The following is a 14,171-nucleotide window of genomic DNA, read 5'->3' on the forward strand; positions in this document are numbered from 1 at the left end:
GTAAGGGACGCCTCCCCCACGACGAAAGAACTGCAGCCATGACCGGCCTCGCCCACCGCTCCCTCCGCGAGATCGCCCAGAGCGGCCTCCCGTTCGCCCTCATCGCCCGCGACGGCACCACCGTCGAGGTGCTCGCCGGCGACGTCGTCGACGTCGACCTGCTGGGCGACATCCCGCTCGTCGACGCCGGCGGCACGCCGCGCGAGGTGCTGGCGCTCGTGCCCTTCCGCCAGGTGCGCGAACGCGGCTTCGAGTGCCACGACGACGGCGCGCCGCTGCGCTGCCTCGTCGTGACCGAGCGCGCCTCCATCCCCCGCGACGACGCCCTCGCACAGCTGCCCGCCGAGCCGATCGCGCTCGACGGAGCCGGCTTCGACATCGCCGACGAGGACTACGCCGACATCGTGCGCCGCGTCATCGCCGACGAGATCGGCCGTGGCGAAGGCGCGAACTTCGTCATCCGCCGTGACTTCACGGCGGGAGTGTCGACGGATGCCGCCACCGCCGCGCTCACGTGGTTCCGGGCGCTGCTCGAACACGAGCGGGGCGCGTACTGGACCTTCGCGGTCGTCACCCCTGGTCATGTCGCCGTGGGAGCGAGTCCCGAGGCGCACGTGAGCGCGCGCGACGGCGTCGTGACCATGAATCCCATCTCGGGCACCTTCCGTCACCCCGCGGGCGGCGCGACCGTCGAGACGCTCACCGAGTTCCTGCGATCGACGAAGGAGACCGAGGAGCTCTTCATGGTCGTCGACGAAGAGCTGAAGATGATGAGCGCCGTGTGCTCCGACGGCGGCCGCATCACCGGCCCGCACCTGAAGGAGATGTCGCGCCTCACCCACACCGAGTACGTGCTGCGCGGCCGCAGCAAGCTCGACCCACGCGACATCCTGCGCGAGACGATGTTCGCCCCGACGGTCACCGGATCGCCGATGCAGAACGCGTGCACGGTGATCACGCGCCACGAGACCACTCCGCGCGGGTACTACTCGGGGGTGGCGGCGCTGTTCACGCCCCGTGAGACCCTCCTCGCCGACGAGCCGACCCACGATCTCGACGCACCCATCCTGATCCGCACCGCGTACCTGCAGGACGGGCGCCTGCGCGTCCCCGTCGGCGCGACACTGGTGCGGCACTCCGACCCGTACGGCGAGGTCGGCGAGACGCACGGCAAGGCGGCCGGAGTCCTCGGCGCGATCGGCGCCGTGCCCCGCGACGTCGCCGCCGAGCAGGCCGCCGGCAACGCCCCCGAGGCGGGCGGTGCGGCCGTGCTCGACGCGGTCGCGGGCGGCACCGCAGAGATCGACGAGGATGCGCCGGCCGCCGCTCCCCGGCGCCTCGCCGACGACCCCGCGATCGCCCAGCTGCTCGCGTCGCGCAACGCCCGTCTCGCCGAATTCTGGCTGAACCCGCAGGGCACGACGGGCCCGGCACCCTTCGCCGGCCGCTCCGCCCTGGTCGTCGATGCCGAGGACCGCTTCACGACGATGCTGGCGCACCAGCTGCGCCACCTCGGACTCGACGTCGCGATCGTCCCTTGGAACGAGGTCGGCGACGAAGAGATCGCCACTGCCGAGCTGCTCGTGTCGGGTCCGGGGCCGGGCGATCCCCGGGATGCCGCGAACCCCCGTATCCGGCGCATGCGCGAGGTCGTCGCGCGGCGACGGGCGGCCGGCGCGCCGCTGCTCGCGGTATGCCTCAGCCACCAGATCCTCGCCGACTCGTTCGGCGTCGAGCTCGCGCCCCTCGACGCGCCGCACCAGGGCCTGCAGAAGACGGTCGACGTGTTCGGCGCTCCGGCCTCGATCGGCTTCTACAACACGTTCACCGCACGCGTCCCGGCCGGCACGACGCGCGCCGGCGAGGCCGAGGTGGCGGCCGACGGCGCCGGCGACGTCTACGCGCTGCGCGGACCCGGCTTCGCCTCGGTGCAGGGCCACCTCGAGTCGATCCTGTCGCGCGACGGCATGACGACGCTGCAGCGCCTGGTCGAGCAGGCCTTCGCCTGACGCCCCGGTCCGGCACCGGGCGGGCAGGATCGCCCGGGTTGCGCTTCGTCTCGCTCGTTCCTCGCTCGCTCAGCGACCGGAACAGCAACACCCGCACGCTGAGCGAGCGCCAGCGAGACGAAGCGCATGCACGGAAACGCCCAGGGCTGCCACTGATCAGCGGCCGGCGCGGGTCGCGAGCAGACGCCGCTCAGCCTCGTTGGCGGTCAGCTCCAGAGCCCGCAGATCGGCGGCGAGCGCTTCGTCGTCGCGGCCCAGGTCGCGCAGCAGCGATGCGCGAACGGCGTGCCACAGGTGCGAACGTGAGAGCGGGTCGGCGAGAGCGTCGACTTCGGTGAGCGCGACGTCAGCACCGTCGACCCGGGCAAGGGCCACGGCGCGGTTCAGGCGCACGACCGGCGTGCGGTCGTACGCGAGCAGCATGTCGTAGAGGGTGAGCACCTGCAGCCAGTCCGTCGTCGCGGCGTCCGGGGCATCGGCGTGGCACGCGGCGATGGCCGCGTGCAGCTGCCAGCGCCCGGGCCGGCGCAGCCGTGCCGCGCGTTCGAGCTCGTCGCGTGCGCCCGAGAGCAGCGCAGGGTCCCAGCGGGAGCGGTCCTGATCGGCGAGCAGCACGAGCTCGCCGTCGACGGAGCGCGCCGACTCGCGCGCCCGGTGGAACCGCAGCAGCGCCAGCAGTCCATGCGCCTCTGCAGCCCGCGGGAGCGCCCGGGCGATCACCTCGGCGAGCCACAGCGCGTCGTCGGCGAGATCGCGGTCTGCGGCGGCATCCCCTCCCGCGACGAAATGCGCCTCGCTGTACATGACCGACACGATCGTGAGCACGAGGTCCAGCCGGGCCGCCGCGTCGGGACCCGACGGCACGCGCAGCGGGATGCCGCTGTCGGCGATCTTGCGCTTCGCCCGAGAGATGCGCTGCCCGGTCGCCGGCTCCGTCGAGAACGTGGCTCGCGCGATCTGCGCGGTCGTGAGGCCGCACACCGCGCGGAGCGTCAATGCGAGCTGCGCCTCGGGGGCGAGGGCGGGGTGGCAGCAGCCGAACAGCAGCGGCAGCCGCTCGTCGGCGGCGGCCGAGCCGTCCTGGGGTGTCGGGTCCGGCAGCAGGGCGACCTTGTCGCGCAGGACCCGCGCGCGCCTCACCCTGTCGAGTGCGTTGTGCCGCGCCGCCTGCATGAGCCAGGCACCGGGCTTCGGCGGGATCCCGCGCCCCCGCCACTGCGTGAGAGCCTCCTCGACCGCCTCGGCGACGGCCTCCTCTGCCACGTCGAAGCTCCCGAACGAGACCGTGAGGGCCGCCGTGATGCGGGCGGACTCCTCGCGCACGACGCTCGCGAGAAGACGATCGGATGCCGCGACCCCGGCCGATCCCGAGGCCACGGGGCCACCCGCGGCATCGGGACCGCCGCGGGCCGCGGCATCCGCCTCGCTCACTGCTCGAACTGGCTGTAGTCGGTCACCATGGGGCGGATCTCGATCGCGATGCCCGGCAGCTCCATCGACGGCCACGTCTTGACGAGCGCGATGGCGGCGTCCAGGTCGGGGACGTCGAGCACGCTGAAACCGCCGACGACCTCCTTCGCCTCCGAGAACGGTCCGTCCACGACGACGGGACCGTCCGGGCCGTGCTTGACCGTCGTGGCCGTGTCGACGGGCAGCAGCTCCGCGCCGCTGTCGGCGATGTGGTCGGAGTTGGTCTGGAACCACTCCCATATGCGCCCGTAGACCGCCTGGGCGCGCTCCTCGGGCACAGCCGCGTCGAGCTCCGGCGTCGAGGTGAACATGATGACGTACTTCATGGCCCGTGTCCTTTCGTCAGGGGAACCGTTTCATCCCCACAGCGAACGGACAAGGGCGTTTTCGACAGCCTCGCCGAAAATCGCGACGAGCGTGTCAGCCGAGCGTCACCGGATTGAAGAGGTCTGCCAGCACGAGCACTGCTCCCATCGCGATCAGGGCGATCACGACGATGAACGTCAGCGGCACCAGCTTCGTCGCGTCGACGGGCTTCGGCGGAGGCCGGCGGAAGACCTTCGCCCATACGCGCTTGATGCCCTCCCACAGCGCGACCGCGATGTGTCCGCCGTCCAGCGGCAGCAGCGGGATGAGGTTGAAGACGAACAGCGCGATGTTCAGCGATGCCAGCAGCGACAGGAAGCCGGCGATCCGGTTGAGCACCGGGGCGTCCGCCGCCGCGACCTCGCCCGACAGCCGGCCCGCCCCGACGATGCTGAGCGGCCCGTTGGGGTCGCGCTCCGCGCCGGTCACGAGGTCGACGGCCGTGTCCCACACCTTCGCCGGCAGCTGCCAGATGATCCCGGCGACCGCGCCGACGTTCTGCACCGCCGCCTGCGGGCCTGCCCAGATGGGCTGCGTGACGTACTCGACGGTGGGGCCGATGCCGACGAAGCCGACCTCCTCGGTCGTGGTCGATCCGTCGGCCGCCGTCACGGTGGTCTCGATGGTGGCCGGCGTGACCTGGATGGTGTGCTGCTCGCCGTCCCGTTCGATCACGAACCGCAGCTGCTCACCGGGAGCCGAGCGGATGATGGCCGATGCCTCGGCGAAGTCCGCGACCGGCTCCCCGTCGATCGACACGATCGTGTCGCCGGGCTCGATCCCGGCCGCGGCCGCCGGGGCGGTGGGATCGGCGGACGTGCACTCGCTCGTCGTCGTGGACGGCACGCACTCCGACAGCCGCGAGACCGTCGTGGTGGCCGTCTGCAGCCCGATGCCCGAGAACAGGATCGTGAACAGGACGACCGCGAACAGGAAGTTCATGAGCGGGCCGCCGAGCATCACGATGATGCGCTTGTAGATCGGCAGGCGGTAGAAGACGCGCGTATCGCCCTCGCCCTTGAGGGTGTCGTCGTTCGCGTCGCGGGCGTCCTGCACCATCGTGGCGAAGAAGCCCCCCGCAGCGCGACCGCTGCGGCTGGTCGCCTCCTGGAGTGCAGGAGACGGCGGGTACATGCCCGCCATCGAGATGTAGCCGCCCAGCGGGATCGCCTTGAACCCGTACTGCGTCTCGCCTCGACGGCGCGACCACAGGGTGGGCCCGAACCCGATCATGTACTGCCCGACGCGCACGCCGAACTTCTTCGCCGGCCACAGGTGGCCGAGCTCGTGGAGCGCGATCGACACCGCCAGGCCCACGACCATGAGCACGACGCCGATCACGAACGCAAGGATCTCCACACGATCACGGTACCCGCGCCAGCCTTTGAGTTGGGTGTGACGGTGTCGCGTAGGCTCGGCTGGGGGCAGCCTGTCGACAGAAGCGAGGAGCCGTGACGCCACGCCACGTCCGCGCGCTGCGCGGCACCGCAGCTGCGTGGGTCGCGACCGTCGTCGCCGCCACCGCCCACACGCTCGCGGGCGGCGGTGCGCCCGCACCGTTGCTCGTCGCCGCCGTCGGGATCCTGGCCGCGCCCTTCGGTGTGGCCGTGGTCGGGCGCCGCCTGTCGGCCTGGCGCCTCGGGGCCACGGTGCTCGCCAGCCAGAGCCTCTTCCATCTCGCGTTCGCCCTCACCGCGGGCGCCGACCCGTCCGCCGCCCACAGCCACCACGTGACGGTGCTCGCCGGCGGCATCACCCCGGTCGCGCTCCCCGACGTCCCGATGCTGGTGGCGCACGTTCTCGCCGCGATCGCCACCGTCGCAGGTCTCTACGGCGGCGAACGGATGCTGCGCGCCCTGGGCCGCGGCATCCGCTCGGTGCTCGCGCGCGCCCGCGTCGTCGTCCCCTCGCCGCCCGTCCCCGCGCTCGTCGCGGCGGAGCGGGAGCGCACGATCCGCCCGGCGCGGACCGTGCTGTCGGGCCTGTCCCGCCGCGGACCGCCGGCTTTCGTCACCGCGACGCACTGAGCGTCGCTCGCCACCGCTCGAGCACCCGTTCGGGCGGTGATCTCCGCCGTGCGCACGGCGGCTCCGCCGCGCGCCGAAGACGAAAGACGAAAGACATGAACAGCACCACCACCCGCTCCCCCCGCCGCGCGCTCGCCCTCGGCGCCGTCGCCCTCGGCGCCGGCCTCACCTTGGCCCTCGGCGCGCCCCTGGCCGCCTCCGCACACGTGCACGTCGACCCCGAGACGGCCGCAGCCGGCGCCACCGAGACGATCGGCTTCTCGTTCGCGCACGGATGCGACGGCTCCCCAACGACGGCGCTCGCGATCGACATCCCCGAGGGCGTGGCCAACGCCACCCCCGTCGTGCAGGGCGGCTGGACCATCACGCGCGAGCTCGGGACGAACGGCGTGCCGACCCGTGTCGTCTACACGCCGGACACGCCCGTCGAGGACGGCCTGAAGGCCTCCGTCGCGATGGACGTGCTGTTCGCGGAGTCGGCCGCCGACTCCGCGCTGGCCTTCCCCGTGACGCAGACCTGCGCGGTCGGCGAGACCGCCTGGACGCAGATCGCCGCGGACGACCAGGATCCGGAGGAGCTCGACGCCCCCGCGCCCGTCGTCACGGTGGGCGCGATGGCCGACGCGGACGCGGACGGCGACCACCACGGAGGTGCGTCGGAAGCCGCTGACCACGACGACACGGCGGCCGCGGCATCCACCGATGCGGCCGACCCGGTGGCACGCTGGCTCGCCGCCGGCGGCCTCGTCGCGGGCGTCGCCGCGCTGATCGTCGTGCTGGTGCGGGGTCGCCGCCGCGCCTGATCGCCCGGAGCATGGCGCCCGCCCGCGCACCGGGCGGGCGCCATGCGAAGATGGATGCGCCATGCCGACCGACGCGCCTTCGAACCTGCCCCCGGTACTCCGCCCCGACGCGCCGCCGACCCACTCCGTCGCGGATCTCGCGACGCGCTTCGCCGCCGACGTGCGCGGCGACGTCGAGGGCGCGATGCTGACCGGCCTCACCCTCGCGACCGCGGACCTGCGTCCCGGTGACGTGTTCGTCGCCGTGCAGGGGGTGAATCGACACGGCGCCGAGTTCGCCCCCACCGCGGCCGAGAAGGGTGCCGTCGCGGTCGTCACCGACGCGGCAGGCGCCGACGCCGCCGCCGCGACGGGGCTGCCGGTGCTCGTCGTGGAGAACCCGCGGGCACTGCTGGGCGACCTGTCGGCATGGGTGTACAGCACCGGCCGCGACGACCACCTGCCGACGCTGTTCGGCACCACCGGCACCAACGGCAAGACGAGCGTGTCGCACCTGCTCGAGGGCATCCTCGGCCAGCTCGGCGTGACGACCGGCCTGTCGTCGACCGCCGAGCGGCACATCGCCGGGCAGATCATCGTGTCGCGCCTGACGACGCCCGAGGCGTACGAGATGCACGCCCTCCTCGCCCTCATGCGCGAGCGCGGCGTCGAGGCGGTCGCCGTCGAGGTCAGCGCCCAGGCGCTCAGCCGTCGTCGCGTCGACGGCATCGTGTTCGACGTCGCCGGGTTCACGAACCTCACCCACGACCACCTCGATGACTACGCCGACATGCGCGAGTACTTCGAGGCGAAACTGCCGTTGTTCCGCGCCGACCGCTCTCGTCGCGCCGTCGTGTGCGTCGACTCGGCCGCCGGCGCCGAGGTCGTCAGCCGCAGCGAGGTGCCGACCATCACGGTCGGGACGCCCGCGCTCGCCTCGGACCCGGATGCCGCGGCCGCCGCGGACTGGGTCGTCGAGATCCTCGACGAGCGCCAGGTGGGCACGGAGTTCCGCCTCACCGCCCGCGACGGGCGCACGCTCACCACCCTGGTCCCCGTGATCGGACGCCACATGGCCGCCAACGCGGGCCTCGCGATCGTCATGATCCTCGAGGGCGGCTACGCGTGGGAGCGTCTCGTCGACGCGCTCGACGGCGACCGCATCGAGGCGTACCTGCCCGGACGCACCGAGCTCGTGTCGGGCGAGACGGGCCCCGCCGTGTACGTCGACTTCGGCCACTCCCCCGACGCGTTCGAGAAGACGCTCGCCGCGGTCCGCCGCGTGACGCCCGGCAAGGTCGTCATGCTGTTCGGCGCCGACGGCGACCGCGACGCCACGAAGCGGCACGACATGGGCCGCACCGGGGTCGAGGGCAGCGACATCCTCGTCATCACCGACCACCACCCGCGCCACGAGGACCCGGACTCGATCCGCGCGACGCTCGTCGAAGGCGCACGCCGCGCCCGCCCGGAGGCCGAGATCCACGAGTTCTCGCCGCCCGAGCGCGCGATCATCGAGGCCGTGGCGCTCGTCGGCGACGGCGACGCGATCCTGTGGGCCGGTCCCGGACACCAGGACTACCGCGACATCCGCGGTGTCCGCACGCCGTACTCCGCCCGGGAGCTCGCCCGCCGCGCGCTGCGCGCGGCCGGCTGGCCCGTCCCCGAGCCGCACTGGCCGGTGCCCTACCCGGAGCACGAGACACCGGTATCCGACCCCCTGCGTCCGGTCTACCCGCAGGCCTGACGCCGGCGGGCGGGCTCAGGACGCCCGGGCGATCGCCTTGTCGGCGGTCCGGCGCGCCCACGCCTCGGCGTCGGCGAGCGCTTCGCGGGTGAGAGTGTCGGGCGCGTCGTGCGCGTCGACCACGCGGGCGATCGTGTCGACGATGCCGAGGAAGCTCAGCCGGCCCTCGTGGAACGCGTCGACGGCCTGCTCGTTGGCCGCATTGAACACGGCGGGGTAGGTGCCGGCGGCGCGTCCGACCTGCTTCGCGAGACGCACCGACGGGAAAGCGGCATCGTCGAGCGGCTCGAACGTCCACGCCGTCGCCTTCGTCCAGTCCAGCGGCGCGCCCACGCCGGCGACCCGGTTCGGCCAGTCCAGGCCGAGCGAGATCGGCAGCCGCATGTCGGGGGGCGACGCCTGGGCGATCGTCGACCCGTCGACGAACTCGACCATCGAGTGCACGATCGACTGCGGGTGCACCACGACGTCGATCTCGGCGTACGGGACGCCGAACAGCAGGTGCGCCTCGATCACCTCGAGGCCCTTGTTGACGAGCGTCGCCGAGTTCGTCGTCACGACGCGGCCCATGTCCCACGTGGGGTGCGCGAGGGCCTCCGCGGGGGTGACGTCCTCGAGGGAGGCGCGGCTCCGGCCGCGGAAGGGCCCCCCGGATGCCGTCAGCACGAGCCTGCGGACCTCGTGACGCTCCCCCGACCGCAGCGCCTGCGCGAGTGCGGAATGCTCGGAGTCCACGGGCACGATCTGGCCGGGCCGCGCCAGCGCGGTGACGAGATCGCCGCCGACGATCAGCGATTCCTTGTTGGCCAGCGCCAGGGTGCGGCCGGTCTCGAGCGCGGCGAGCGTCGGACCGAGCCCCACGGAGCCGGTGATGCCGTTGAGCACGACGTCCGCCTCGACGTCACGCACGAGCTGCTCCGCCTCGACGGCGCCGAGCGCCGTGCTCTCGACGCCGAACTCGGCCGCCTGGGCCTCCAGTCCGGCGCGGTCGGAGCCCGCGGCGAGTCCGACGATCTCGAACCGCCGGGGATTGGCCCGCACGACGTCGAGCGCCTGCGTGCCGATGGATCCTGTGGAACCGAGGATGAGGACGCGCCGCATCCGGCCAGCCTACCCGCGAGGCCGGATGCGGCTGCCGACTACTGCTGCGGCGTGTGCTGCACGCCGAGGATGTCGACGACGAAGATCAGCGGCGAGTTCGCGGGGATCTCACCCTGCGCCTGGTCGCCGTAGCCCTCGGCCGCCGGGATGACGGCGACGACCTGCGAACCGACCGTCTGGCCTTCCAGGGCCTTCTGGAAGCCCTGCACCACGCCGGTCGTCTGGAACGAGGTCGGCTCTCCGCGGCTCCAGCTGGAGTCGAACTCGGTGCCGTCGGGGAGGACGCCCAGGTACTGCACGAAGACCTGGTCGCCCGAGTTCACGGTCGGACCGTCGCCCTTCTTGAGGACCTCGATCTGCGTCGTGTCCGGCGCGGTGAAGTCGTCCGCGACGGTGATGGTGGGCTTGCCGTCCTCGTCGAGCGCGACTTCCGGCATTCCGGCGACGGGCTCCTGGTCGGCGCCCGTGGCGATCGTCGGCAGCTGCTCGACCGTCTGCATCACCACGACGACGTTCGAGGCGCCCTCGCTGAGCATCGAACCAGGGATGGTGAGCGACGTCGTCGAGCCGAGCGGAGTGCACAGCACGCCGGTGCCGAAGATGCTGCTGGCGTTGACGATGATCGGGACGAGCCCCGAGTCGTCGGGGGACGTCGTGGCCGAGTCCATCGCGACCTCGCCGGTCGACGGGTCCAGCACGATGTACTGGCCCGACACGAGCTGACCGGAGGCGAGGTCGTCGCCGTCGCCCTTCGTCGCCGTCGTGCGCTGCAGTTCGGTGAAGGCGAGATCGGTGGGCGCCTGGGCGGTGAGCGACGGGGCGCTGCCCGACACGGTGATCGCGTCAGAGTCCGAACCCGACTTCGGGTCGAGGCCGCAGTCCGAGGACGTCGCGGTCGGCGTGGGCGTCGAGTCGGCATCGGGCGTGTTCGACGACGAACAGCCGGCGAGCAGGACGGCCGACAGCGCGGCGACGGAAAGAGCGGCGAGCGGACGAATGCGCACGGAACAACCTCGAGTAGATGACAGGGGAACCTCCATCTTTTCGCATCTTTGCTCCGCCCGTGCTGAATGTTCGCTATGTCGGGCGGGAACGCGCCATGCCGTTACCGGAATGCAATCAGGAGTACCCTCTACGGGTGACTTCCGACCTCGTTCCCGGCGCCGACCACACCGCAGACGAAGTCACCCCCGAGCAGGAGTCGCCCGAGCCCTCGGAGGCTCCCGCCCGTCGGATGGGCTTCACCTACGTGTTGGGCCGCATGATCATCACGCCTCTCGCGCGCATCGTGTACCGTCCGCGTGTCGAGGGCAAGGCGAACGTGCCGAAGTCCGGACCGGTCATTTTCGCGAGCAATCACCTGTCGTTCATCGACTCGATCGCGATCCCGGTGGCCGCGCCACGGCCCGTCCACTTCCTCGCCAAGGCGAGCTACTTCGAGAAGCCGGCATCCCGCTGGTTCTTCACCGCCATCGGGGCGATCCCGGTGCAGCGCGGAGCCGGCCAGGCCGCACTCGACGCGCTCGATCAGCAGCGCGAGCTGCTCGACGAGGGCAGCACGGTCGCGCTTTACCCCGAGGGCACGAGGTCGCTCGACGGCCGCCTCTACAAGGGCCGCACGGGCGTCGCGTTCCTCGCGCTGCAGACCGGTGCCCCGGTCGTGCCGGTCGGCCTGATCGGCACCGACAAGGTGATGCCGGTCGGAGCGAAGATGCCCTCGACGACGCACCGGGCGACCGTGAAGTTCGGCGCGCCGCTCGATCTTTCGCACCACGGCCCCGCGACCTCGGGCAAGGCGCGACGGCTCGCGACCGACGAGATCATGGCGGCGATCCACGCCCTGTCGGGCCAGGAGCTCGCCAACGCCTACAACGAGGTGCCGGCGCAGAATACGATCGACCGCATCAAGCAGGTGCTCCCGCACGAGCGCCGCTGACCCTTCGGCAGGCTCAGGGACCGGGCGCGGAGCCACCGGTCAGGAGTCTGCGACGACGACCGTCGGCTCGTGGCGGACCGGGAAGTTCACCGAGTTCGCGATGAAGCACCACGCGTTCGCCTGCGCGTGCGCGGCGGTCGCGGCCTCGGTCATGGACGCATCCGCCACCGTGACGCGCGGACGCAGCACGACCTCGCGGAACGCGCCGCCGCCGCGACCGTCCTCGACCATGAGGCCGGATGCCTCGTCCTCGTACCCGACGACCACCACACCCGCCTGCACGCACGCGTGCAGGTACGACAGCAGGTGGCACTCGCTGAGCGAGGCCAGCAGCAGGTCCTCGGGGTTCCACCGGGAAGGGTCTCCCCGGAACGGCTTGTCGGACGACGCGAGCACCGTCGGCTTCCCGGCGATCTCGAGCGTCACGGCACGGTCGTAGTCGCGGTAGCCGGAGGTGCCGCTCCCGCGGTCGCCGGTCCACGTGCTCCGGACGGTGTATCGGTGCTCACCCAGCATGCGGACAGTCTGACATGACGGGCGAGGCCGAGGACGGCGGTAGGCTTGCGGGGTGCCGCAGACCTTCGCCGCAGCCGACGCCGTGGAACTTGCCGTCGTCGAGCGCAGTGGATTCGTCGAGTCGCGGCATTCCGGCATCGCGATCGTCCTGGCCGCTGACGGCACCGTCAGCGAGAAGCTCGGCGACCCGACGGCGCTGATCCTCCCCCGCTCCAGCCTCAAGCCCCTCCAGGCGCTCGCGTGCCTGTCGGCGGGTGCGCCGCTGGAGGGCGAACGTCTCGGCCTGTCGACCGCGAGCCACGCCGGGACCGACCGCCACGTCGCCGTCGTGCGCGAGATCCTCGCATCCGCCGAGGTGGGCGAGGATGCGCTGGGGTGCCCGCCGGCCTGGCCGAGCGACACCGCGACGCGCGACGAACTGGTGCGCGAGCTCGGCCAGCCGCAGCGCATCCGTATGAACTGCTCGGGCAAGCACGCCACGATGCTGCTCACGAGCGTCGTCAACGGGTGGGACACCGAGGGCTACCTGTCCCCCGAGCATCCCGTGCAGCTCCTCATCCGCGAGACGATCGAGCGGCTCATCGGCGAGAAGGTCGCCGCGACGGCCGTCGACGGCTGCGGTGCGCCGGTGTACGCGATGACGCTTTTCGGCCTCGCCCGCGCGATCCACCGCATCGGCAACTCGTCCACCACGTCGCCCTTCGCACTGCACCGCAGCGCCGGGGCGCTCGTCGAGGCCGTGCGCGCGAACCCGTGGACGATCGACGGCCCCGGCCGCGCCGACACCATCGCGATCGAGAGCCTCGGCGTCTTCGCCAAGGGCGGGGCGGAAGGCGTCATGGTCATGGTCGCGCCCGACGGCACGACGGTCGCCCTCAAGATGCTCGACGGCAGCGGCCGCGCCGCCACCGCCGTCGCCCTGCGCCTGCTGGAACGCCACGGCGCATTGGACTCGTCCGCCGTCACCGAGACGATGTCGCGGCTTCCGCTCGCGGTCTCCGGCGGCGGACAGGATGTCGGGGCCATCCGCCCCGCTTTCTAGAGGCGCTCCCAAGAGGAGCCCGAGCGCTCCAAAGGCGGAGCGGAAAGGATCGCGCGATGAGGATCAGTGTCCCCACCGAGGTCAAGAACAACGAGTATCGGGTCGCCCTCACGCCGGCGGGCGTGCACGACCTCGCCTCGGCCGGGCATGAGGTGTTCGTGCAGCGAGGCGCCGGCGACGGCTCGTCGATGCCCGACGCCGAGTACGAAGCGGCCGGTGCCGTGCTGCTCGACGACGCCGCAGAGGTGTGGGCGCGTGCCGAGCTGCTGCTGAAGGTCAAGGAGCCGATCGCGTCGGAGTACGGATACTTCCGTGACGACCTGGTGCTCTTCACCTACCTGCATCTCGCCGCGGACCGCCCGCTCACCGATCGGCTGGTGGCCGACGGCGTCACGGCGATCGCGTACGAGACGGTGCAGCTCCCCGGCGGCGGGCTGCCGCTGCTCGCCCCCATGAGCGAAGCGGCCGGACGCCTGGCCCCCATGGTGGGCGCGTCGACGCTCATGCGCTCGGCGGGCGGCCTCGGCCTCCTGATGTCGGGTGTCCCCGGAACCCGCCCGGCGACCGTGACGGTCATCGGCGGCGGCGTCGCGGGAGCGAACTCGGCCTACATCTCCGCCGGAATGGGCGCAGACGTGACGATCTTCGACACCAACATCCAGCGCCTGCGGTTCCTCGACGACCACTTCCAGGGTCGGGTCAAGACGGCGGCTTCGAATCCGCTCGATCTCGACCGCGCGGTCGTCGCCTCGGACCTCGTGATCGGATCGGTGCTCATCCCCGGCGCCAAGGCTCCGAAACTGGTGACGAACGACATGGTGTCGCGCATGCGGCCCGGCTCGGTGCTGGTCGACATCGCCGTCGACCAGGGCGGCTGCTTCGAGGACACGCATCCGACGACCCACGACGACCCGACGTTCCGCGTGCATGACACGGTGTTCTACTGCGTCGCGAACATGCCGGGGGCCGTGCCGAACACGTCCACGTCGGCGCTCACGAACGCGACGATGCCGTACATCCGCCAGATCGCGCGCCACGGCTGGCGCGAGGCGCTGCGCGCGGACGCCGCCCTCGCCGCAGGCCTCAACACGCAGGGCGGGCGCATCGTGAACCCCGGCGTGGCGACCGCGCACGGCCTCGACCTCGCGCCTCTGGAGTCCGCACTGGCCTGACCT

The 14,171-nt window shown here is 72.1% G+C and carries 13 protein-coding genes; 7 read left to right on the top strand and 6 right to left on the bottom strand.

Annotation, left to right across the window (positions count from 1 at the left end; all coding sequences use genetic code 11):
• The first annotated feature begins 38 nt into the window (after positions 1 to 38).
• Positions 39 to 2,009 carry an anthranilate synthase family protein gene (locus ACFWJ8_RS11820; protein WP_378811559.1) on the top strand — a complete coding sequence of 657 codons (1,971 nt, stop codon included), beginning with the start codon at positions 39 to 41 and terminating at the stop codon, positions 2,007 to 2,009.
• 156 nt (positions 2,010 to 2,165) lie between these two features.
• Here the strand turns inward: ACFWJ8_RS11820 and ACFWJ8_RS11825 are convergent, their stop codons facing one another.
• The 3 genes from ACFWJ8_RS11825 to ACFWJ8_RS11835 all read right to left on the bottom strand — a co-directional run bounded on the left by ACFWJ8_RS11825 (position 2,166) and on the right by ACFWJ8_RS11835 (position 5,204).
• Positions 2,166 to 3,440, bottom strand: coding sequence for an RNA polymerase sigma factor (locus tag ACFWJ8_RS11825; RefSeq protein ID WP_378811560.1), 1,275 nt, complete (start codon positions 3,438 to 3,440; stop codon positions 2,166 to 2,168).
• A complete protein-coding gene (locus ACFWJ8_RS11830; protein WP_378811561.1) occupies positions 3,437 to 3,805 on the bottom strand; it encodes a YciI family protein in 369 nt (122 codons plus the stop codon). Before ACFWJ8_RS11830 ends, ACFWJ8_RS11825 begins: the two co-directional genes overlap by 4 nt.
• 94 nt (positions 3,806 to 3,899) lie before the next feature.
• Positions 3,900 to 5,204, bottom strand: a complete 1,305-nt coding sequence (locus tag ACFWJ8_RS11835; RefSeq protein ID WP_378811562.1) for a M50 family metallopeptidase — start codon at positions 5,202 to 5,204, stop codon at positions 3,900 to 3,902.
• A gap of 92 nt (positions 5,205 to 5,296) precedes the next feature.
• On the opposite strand from ACFWJ8_RS11835, the gene ACFWJ8_RS11840 reads away from it, so the two are divergent.
• The 3 genes from ACFWJ8_RS11840 to ACFWJ8_RS11850 all read left to right on the top strand — a co-directional run bounded on the left by ACFWJ8_RS11840 (position 5,297) and on the right by ACFWJ8_RS11850 (position 8,401).
• Positions 5,297 to 5,872, top strand: a complete 576-nt coding sequence (locus ACFWJ8_RS11840; RefSeq protein WP_378811563.1) for a hypothetical protein — start codon at positions 5,297 to 5,299, stop codon at positions 5,870 to 5,872.
• 95 nt (positions 5,873 to 5,967) lie between these two features.
• Positions 5,968 to 6,675, top strand: coding sequence for a YcnI family protein (locus ACFWJ8_RS11845; protein WP_378811564.1), 708 nt, complete (start codon positions 5,968 to 5,970; stop codon positions 6,673 to 6,675).
• Positions 6,676 to 6,736: 61 nt separating this feature from the next.
• Positions 6,737 to 8,401, top strand: coding sequence for a Mur ligase family protein (locus ACFWJ8_RS11850; RefSeq protein ID WP_378811566.1), 1,665 nt, complete (start codon positions 6,737 to 6,739; stop codon positions 8,399 to 8,401).
• Between the two features lie 15 nt (positions 8,402 to 8,416).
• Here ACFWJ8_RS11850 and dxr read toward each other — a convergent pair whose 3' ends face one another.
• Positions 8,417 to 9,502 carry a 1-deoxy-D-xylulose-5-phosphate reductoisomerase gene (dxr, locus tag ACFWJ8_RS11855; protein ID WP_378811568.1) on the bottom strand — a complete coding sequence of 362 codons (1,086 nt, stop codon included), beginning with the start codon at positions 9,500 to 9,502 and terminating at the stop codon, positions 8,417 to 8,419.
• A 38-nt stretch (positions 9,503 to 9,540) separates the two neighbouring features.
• Positions 9,541 to 10,506, bottom strand: coding sequence for an FKBP-type peptidyl-prolyl cis-trans isomerase (locus ACFWJ8_RS11860; RefSeq protein ID WP_378811569.1), 966 nt, complete (start codon positions 10,504 to 10,506; stop codon positions 9,541 to 9,543).
• Between the two features lie 230 nt (positions 10,507 to 10,736).
• On the opposite strand from ACFWJ8_RS11860, the gene ACFWJ8_RS11865 reads away from it, so the two are divergent.
• Positions 10,737 to 11,438 (top strand): lysophospholipid acyltransferase family protein, encoded by a 702-nt coding sequence (locus ACFWJ8_RS11865; RefSeq protein ID WP_378811716.1) that lies wholly within the window; start codon positions 10,737 to 10,739, stop codon positions 11,436 to 11,438.
• 39 nt (positions 11,439 to 11,477) lie between these two features.
• Here ACFWJ8_RS11865 and ACFWJ8_RS11870 read toward each other — a convergent pair whose 3' ends face one another.
• Entirely contained in the window at positions 11,478 to 11,954 is a 477-nt protein-coding gene (locus ACFWJ8_RS11870; RefSeq protein WP_378811571.1) for an OsmC family protein, read from the bottom strand.
• Between the two features lie 52 nt (positions 11,955 to 12,006).
• Between ACFWJ8_RS11870 and ACFWJ8_RS11875 the strand changes: the two genes are divergently transcribed.
• Entirely contained in the window at positions 12,007 to 12,996 is a 990-nt protein-coding gene (locus ACFWJ8_RS11875; RefSeq protein WP_378811573.1) for an asparaginase, read from the top strand.
• Between the two features lie 56 nt (positions 12,997 to 13,052).
• Positions 13,053 to 14,168: an alanine dehydrogenase gene (gene ald, locus ACFWJ8_RS11880; protein WP_378811575.1), complete on the top strand. Its 1,116-nt coding sequence runs from the start codon at positions 13,053 to 13,055 to the stop codon at positions 14,166 to 14,168.
• Positions 14,169 to 14,171: the final 3 nt, after the last annotated feature.

Origin of the sequence: Microbacterium sp. NPDC058389, from assembly GCF_042722305.1 — a bacterium.
Classification (GTDB): domain Bacteria; phylum Actinomycetota; class Actinomycetes; order Actinomycetales; family Microbacteriaceae; genus Microbacterium.

Bases quoted from the DNA above. Each gene is read 5' to 3' on its own strand.
- ACFWJ8_RS11820 (WP_378811559.1), top strand. From the start codon at position 39: ATGACCGGCCTCGCCCACCGCTCCCTCCGCGAGATCGCCCAGAGCGGC.
- ACFWJ8_RS11830 (WP_378811561.1), bottom strand. From the start codon at position 3,805: ATGAAGTACGTCATCATGTTCACCTCGACGCCGGAGCTCGACGCGGCT.
- ACFWJ8_RS11845 (WP_378811564.1), top strand. From the start codon at position 5,968: ATGAACAGCACCACCACCCGCTCCCCCCGCCGCGCGCTCGCCCTCGGC.
- ACFWJ8_RS11850 (WP_378811566.1), top strand. From the start codon at position 6,737: ATGCCGACCGACGCGCCTTCGAACCTGCCCCCGGTACTCCGCCCCGAC.
- dxr (WP_378811568.1), bottom strand. From the start codon at position 9,502: ATGCGGCGCGTCCTCATCCTCGGTTCCACAGGATCCATCGGCACGCAG.
- ACFWJ8_RS11865 (WP_378811716.1), top strand. From the start codon at position 10,737: ATGGGCTTCACCTACGTGTTGGGCCGCATGATCATCACGCCTCTCGCG.
- ACFWJ8_RS11870 (WP_378811571.1), bottom strand. From the start codon at position 11,954: ATGCTGGGTGAGCACCGATACACCGTCCGGAGCACGTGGACCGGCGAC.
- ald (WP_378811575.1), top strand. From the start codon at position 13,053: ATGAGGATCAGTGTCCCCACCGAGGTCAAGAACAACGAGTATCGGGTC.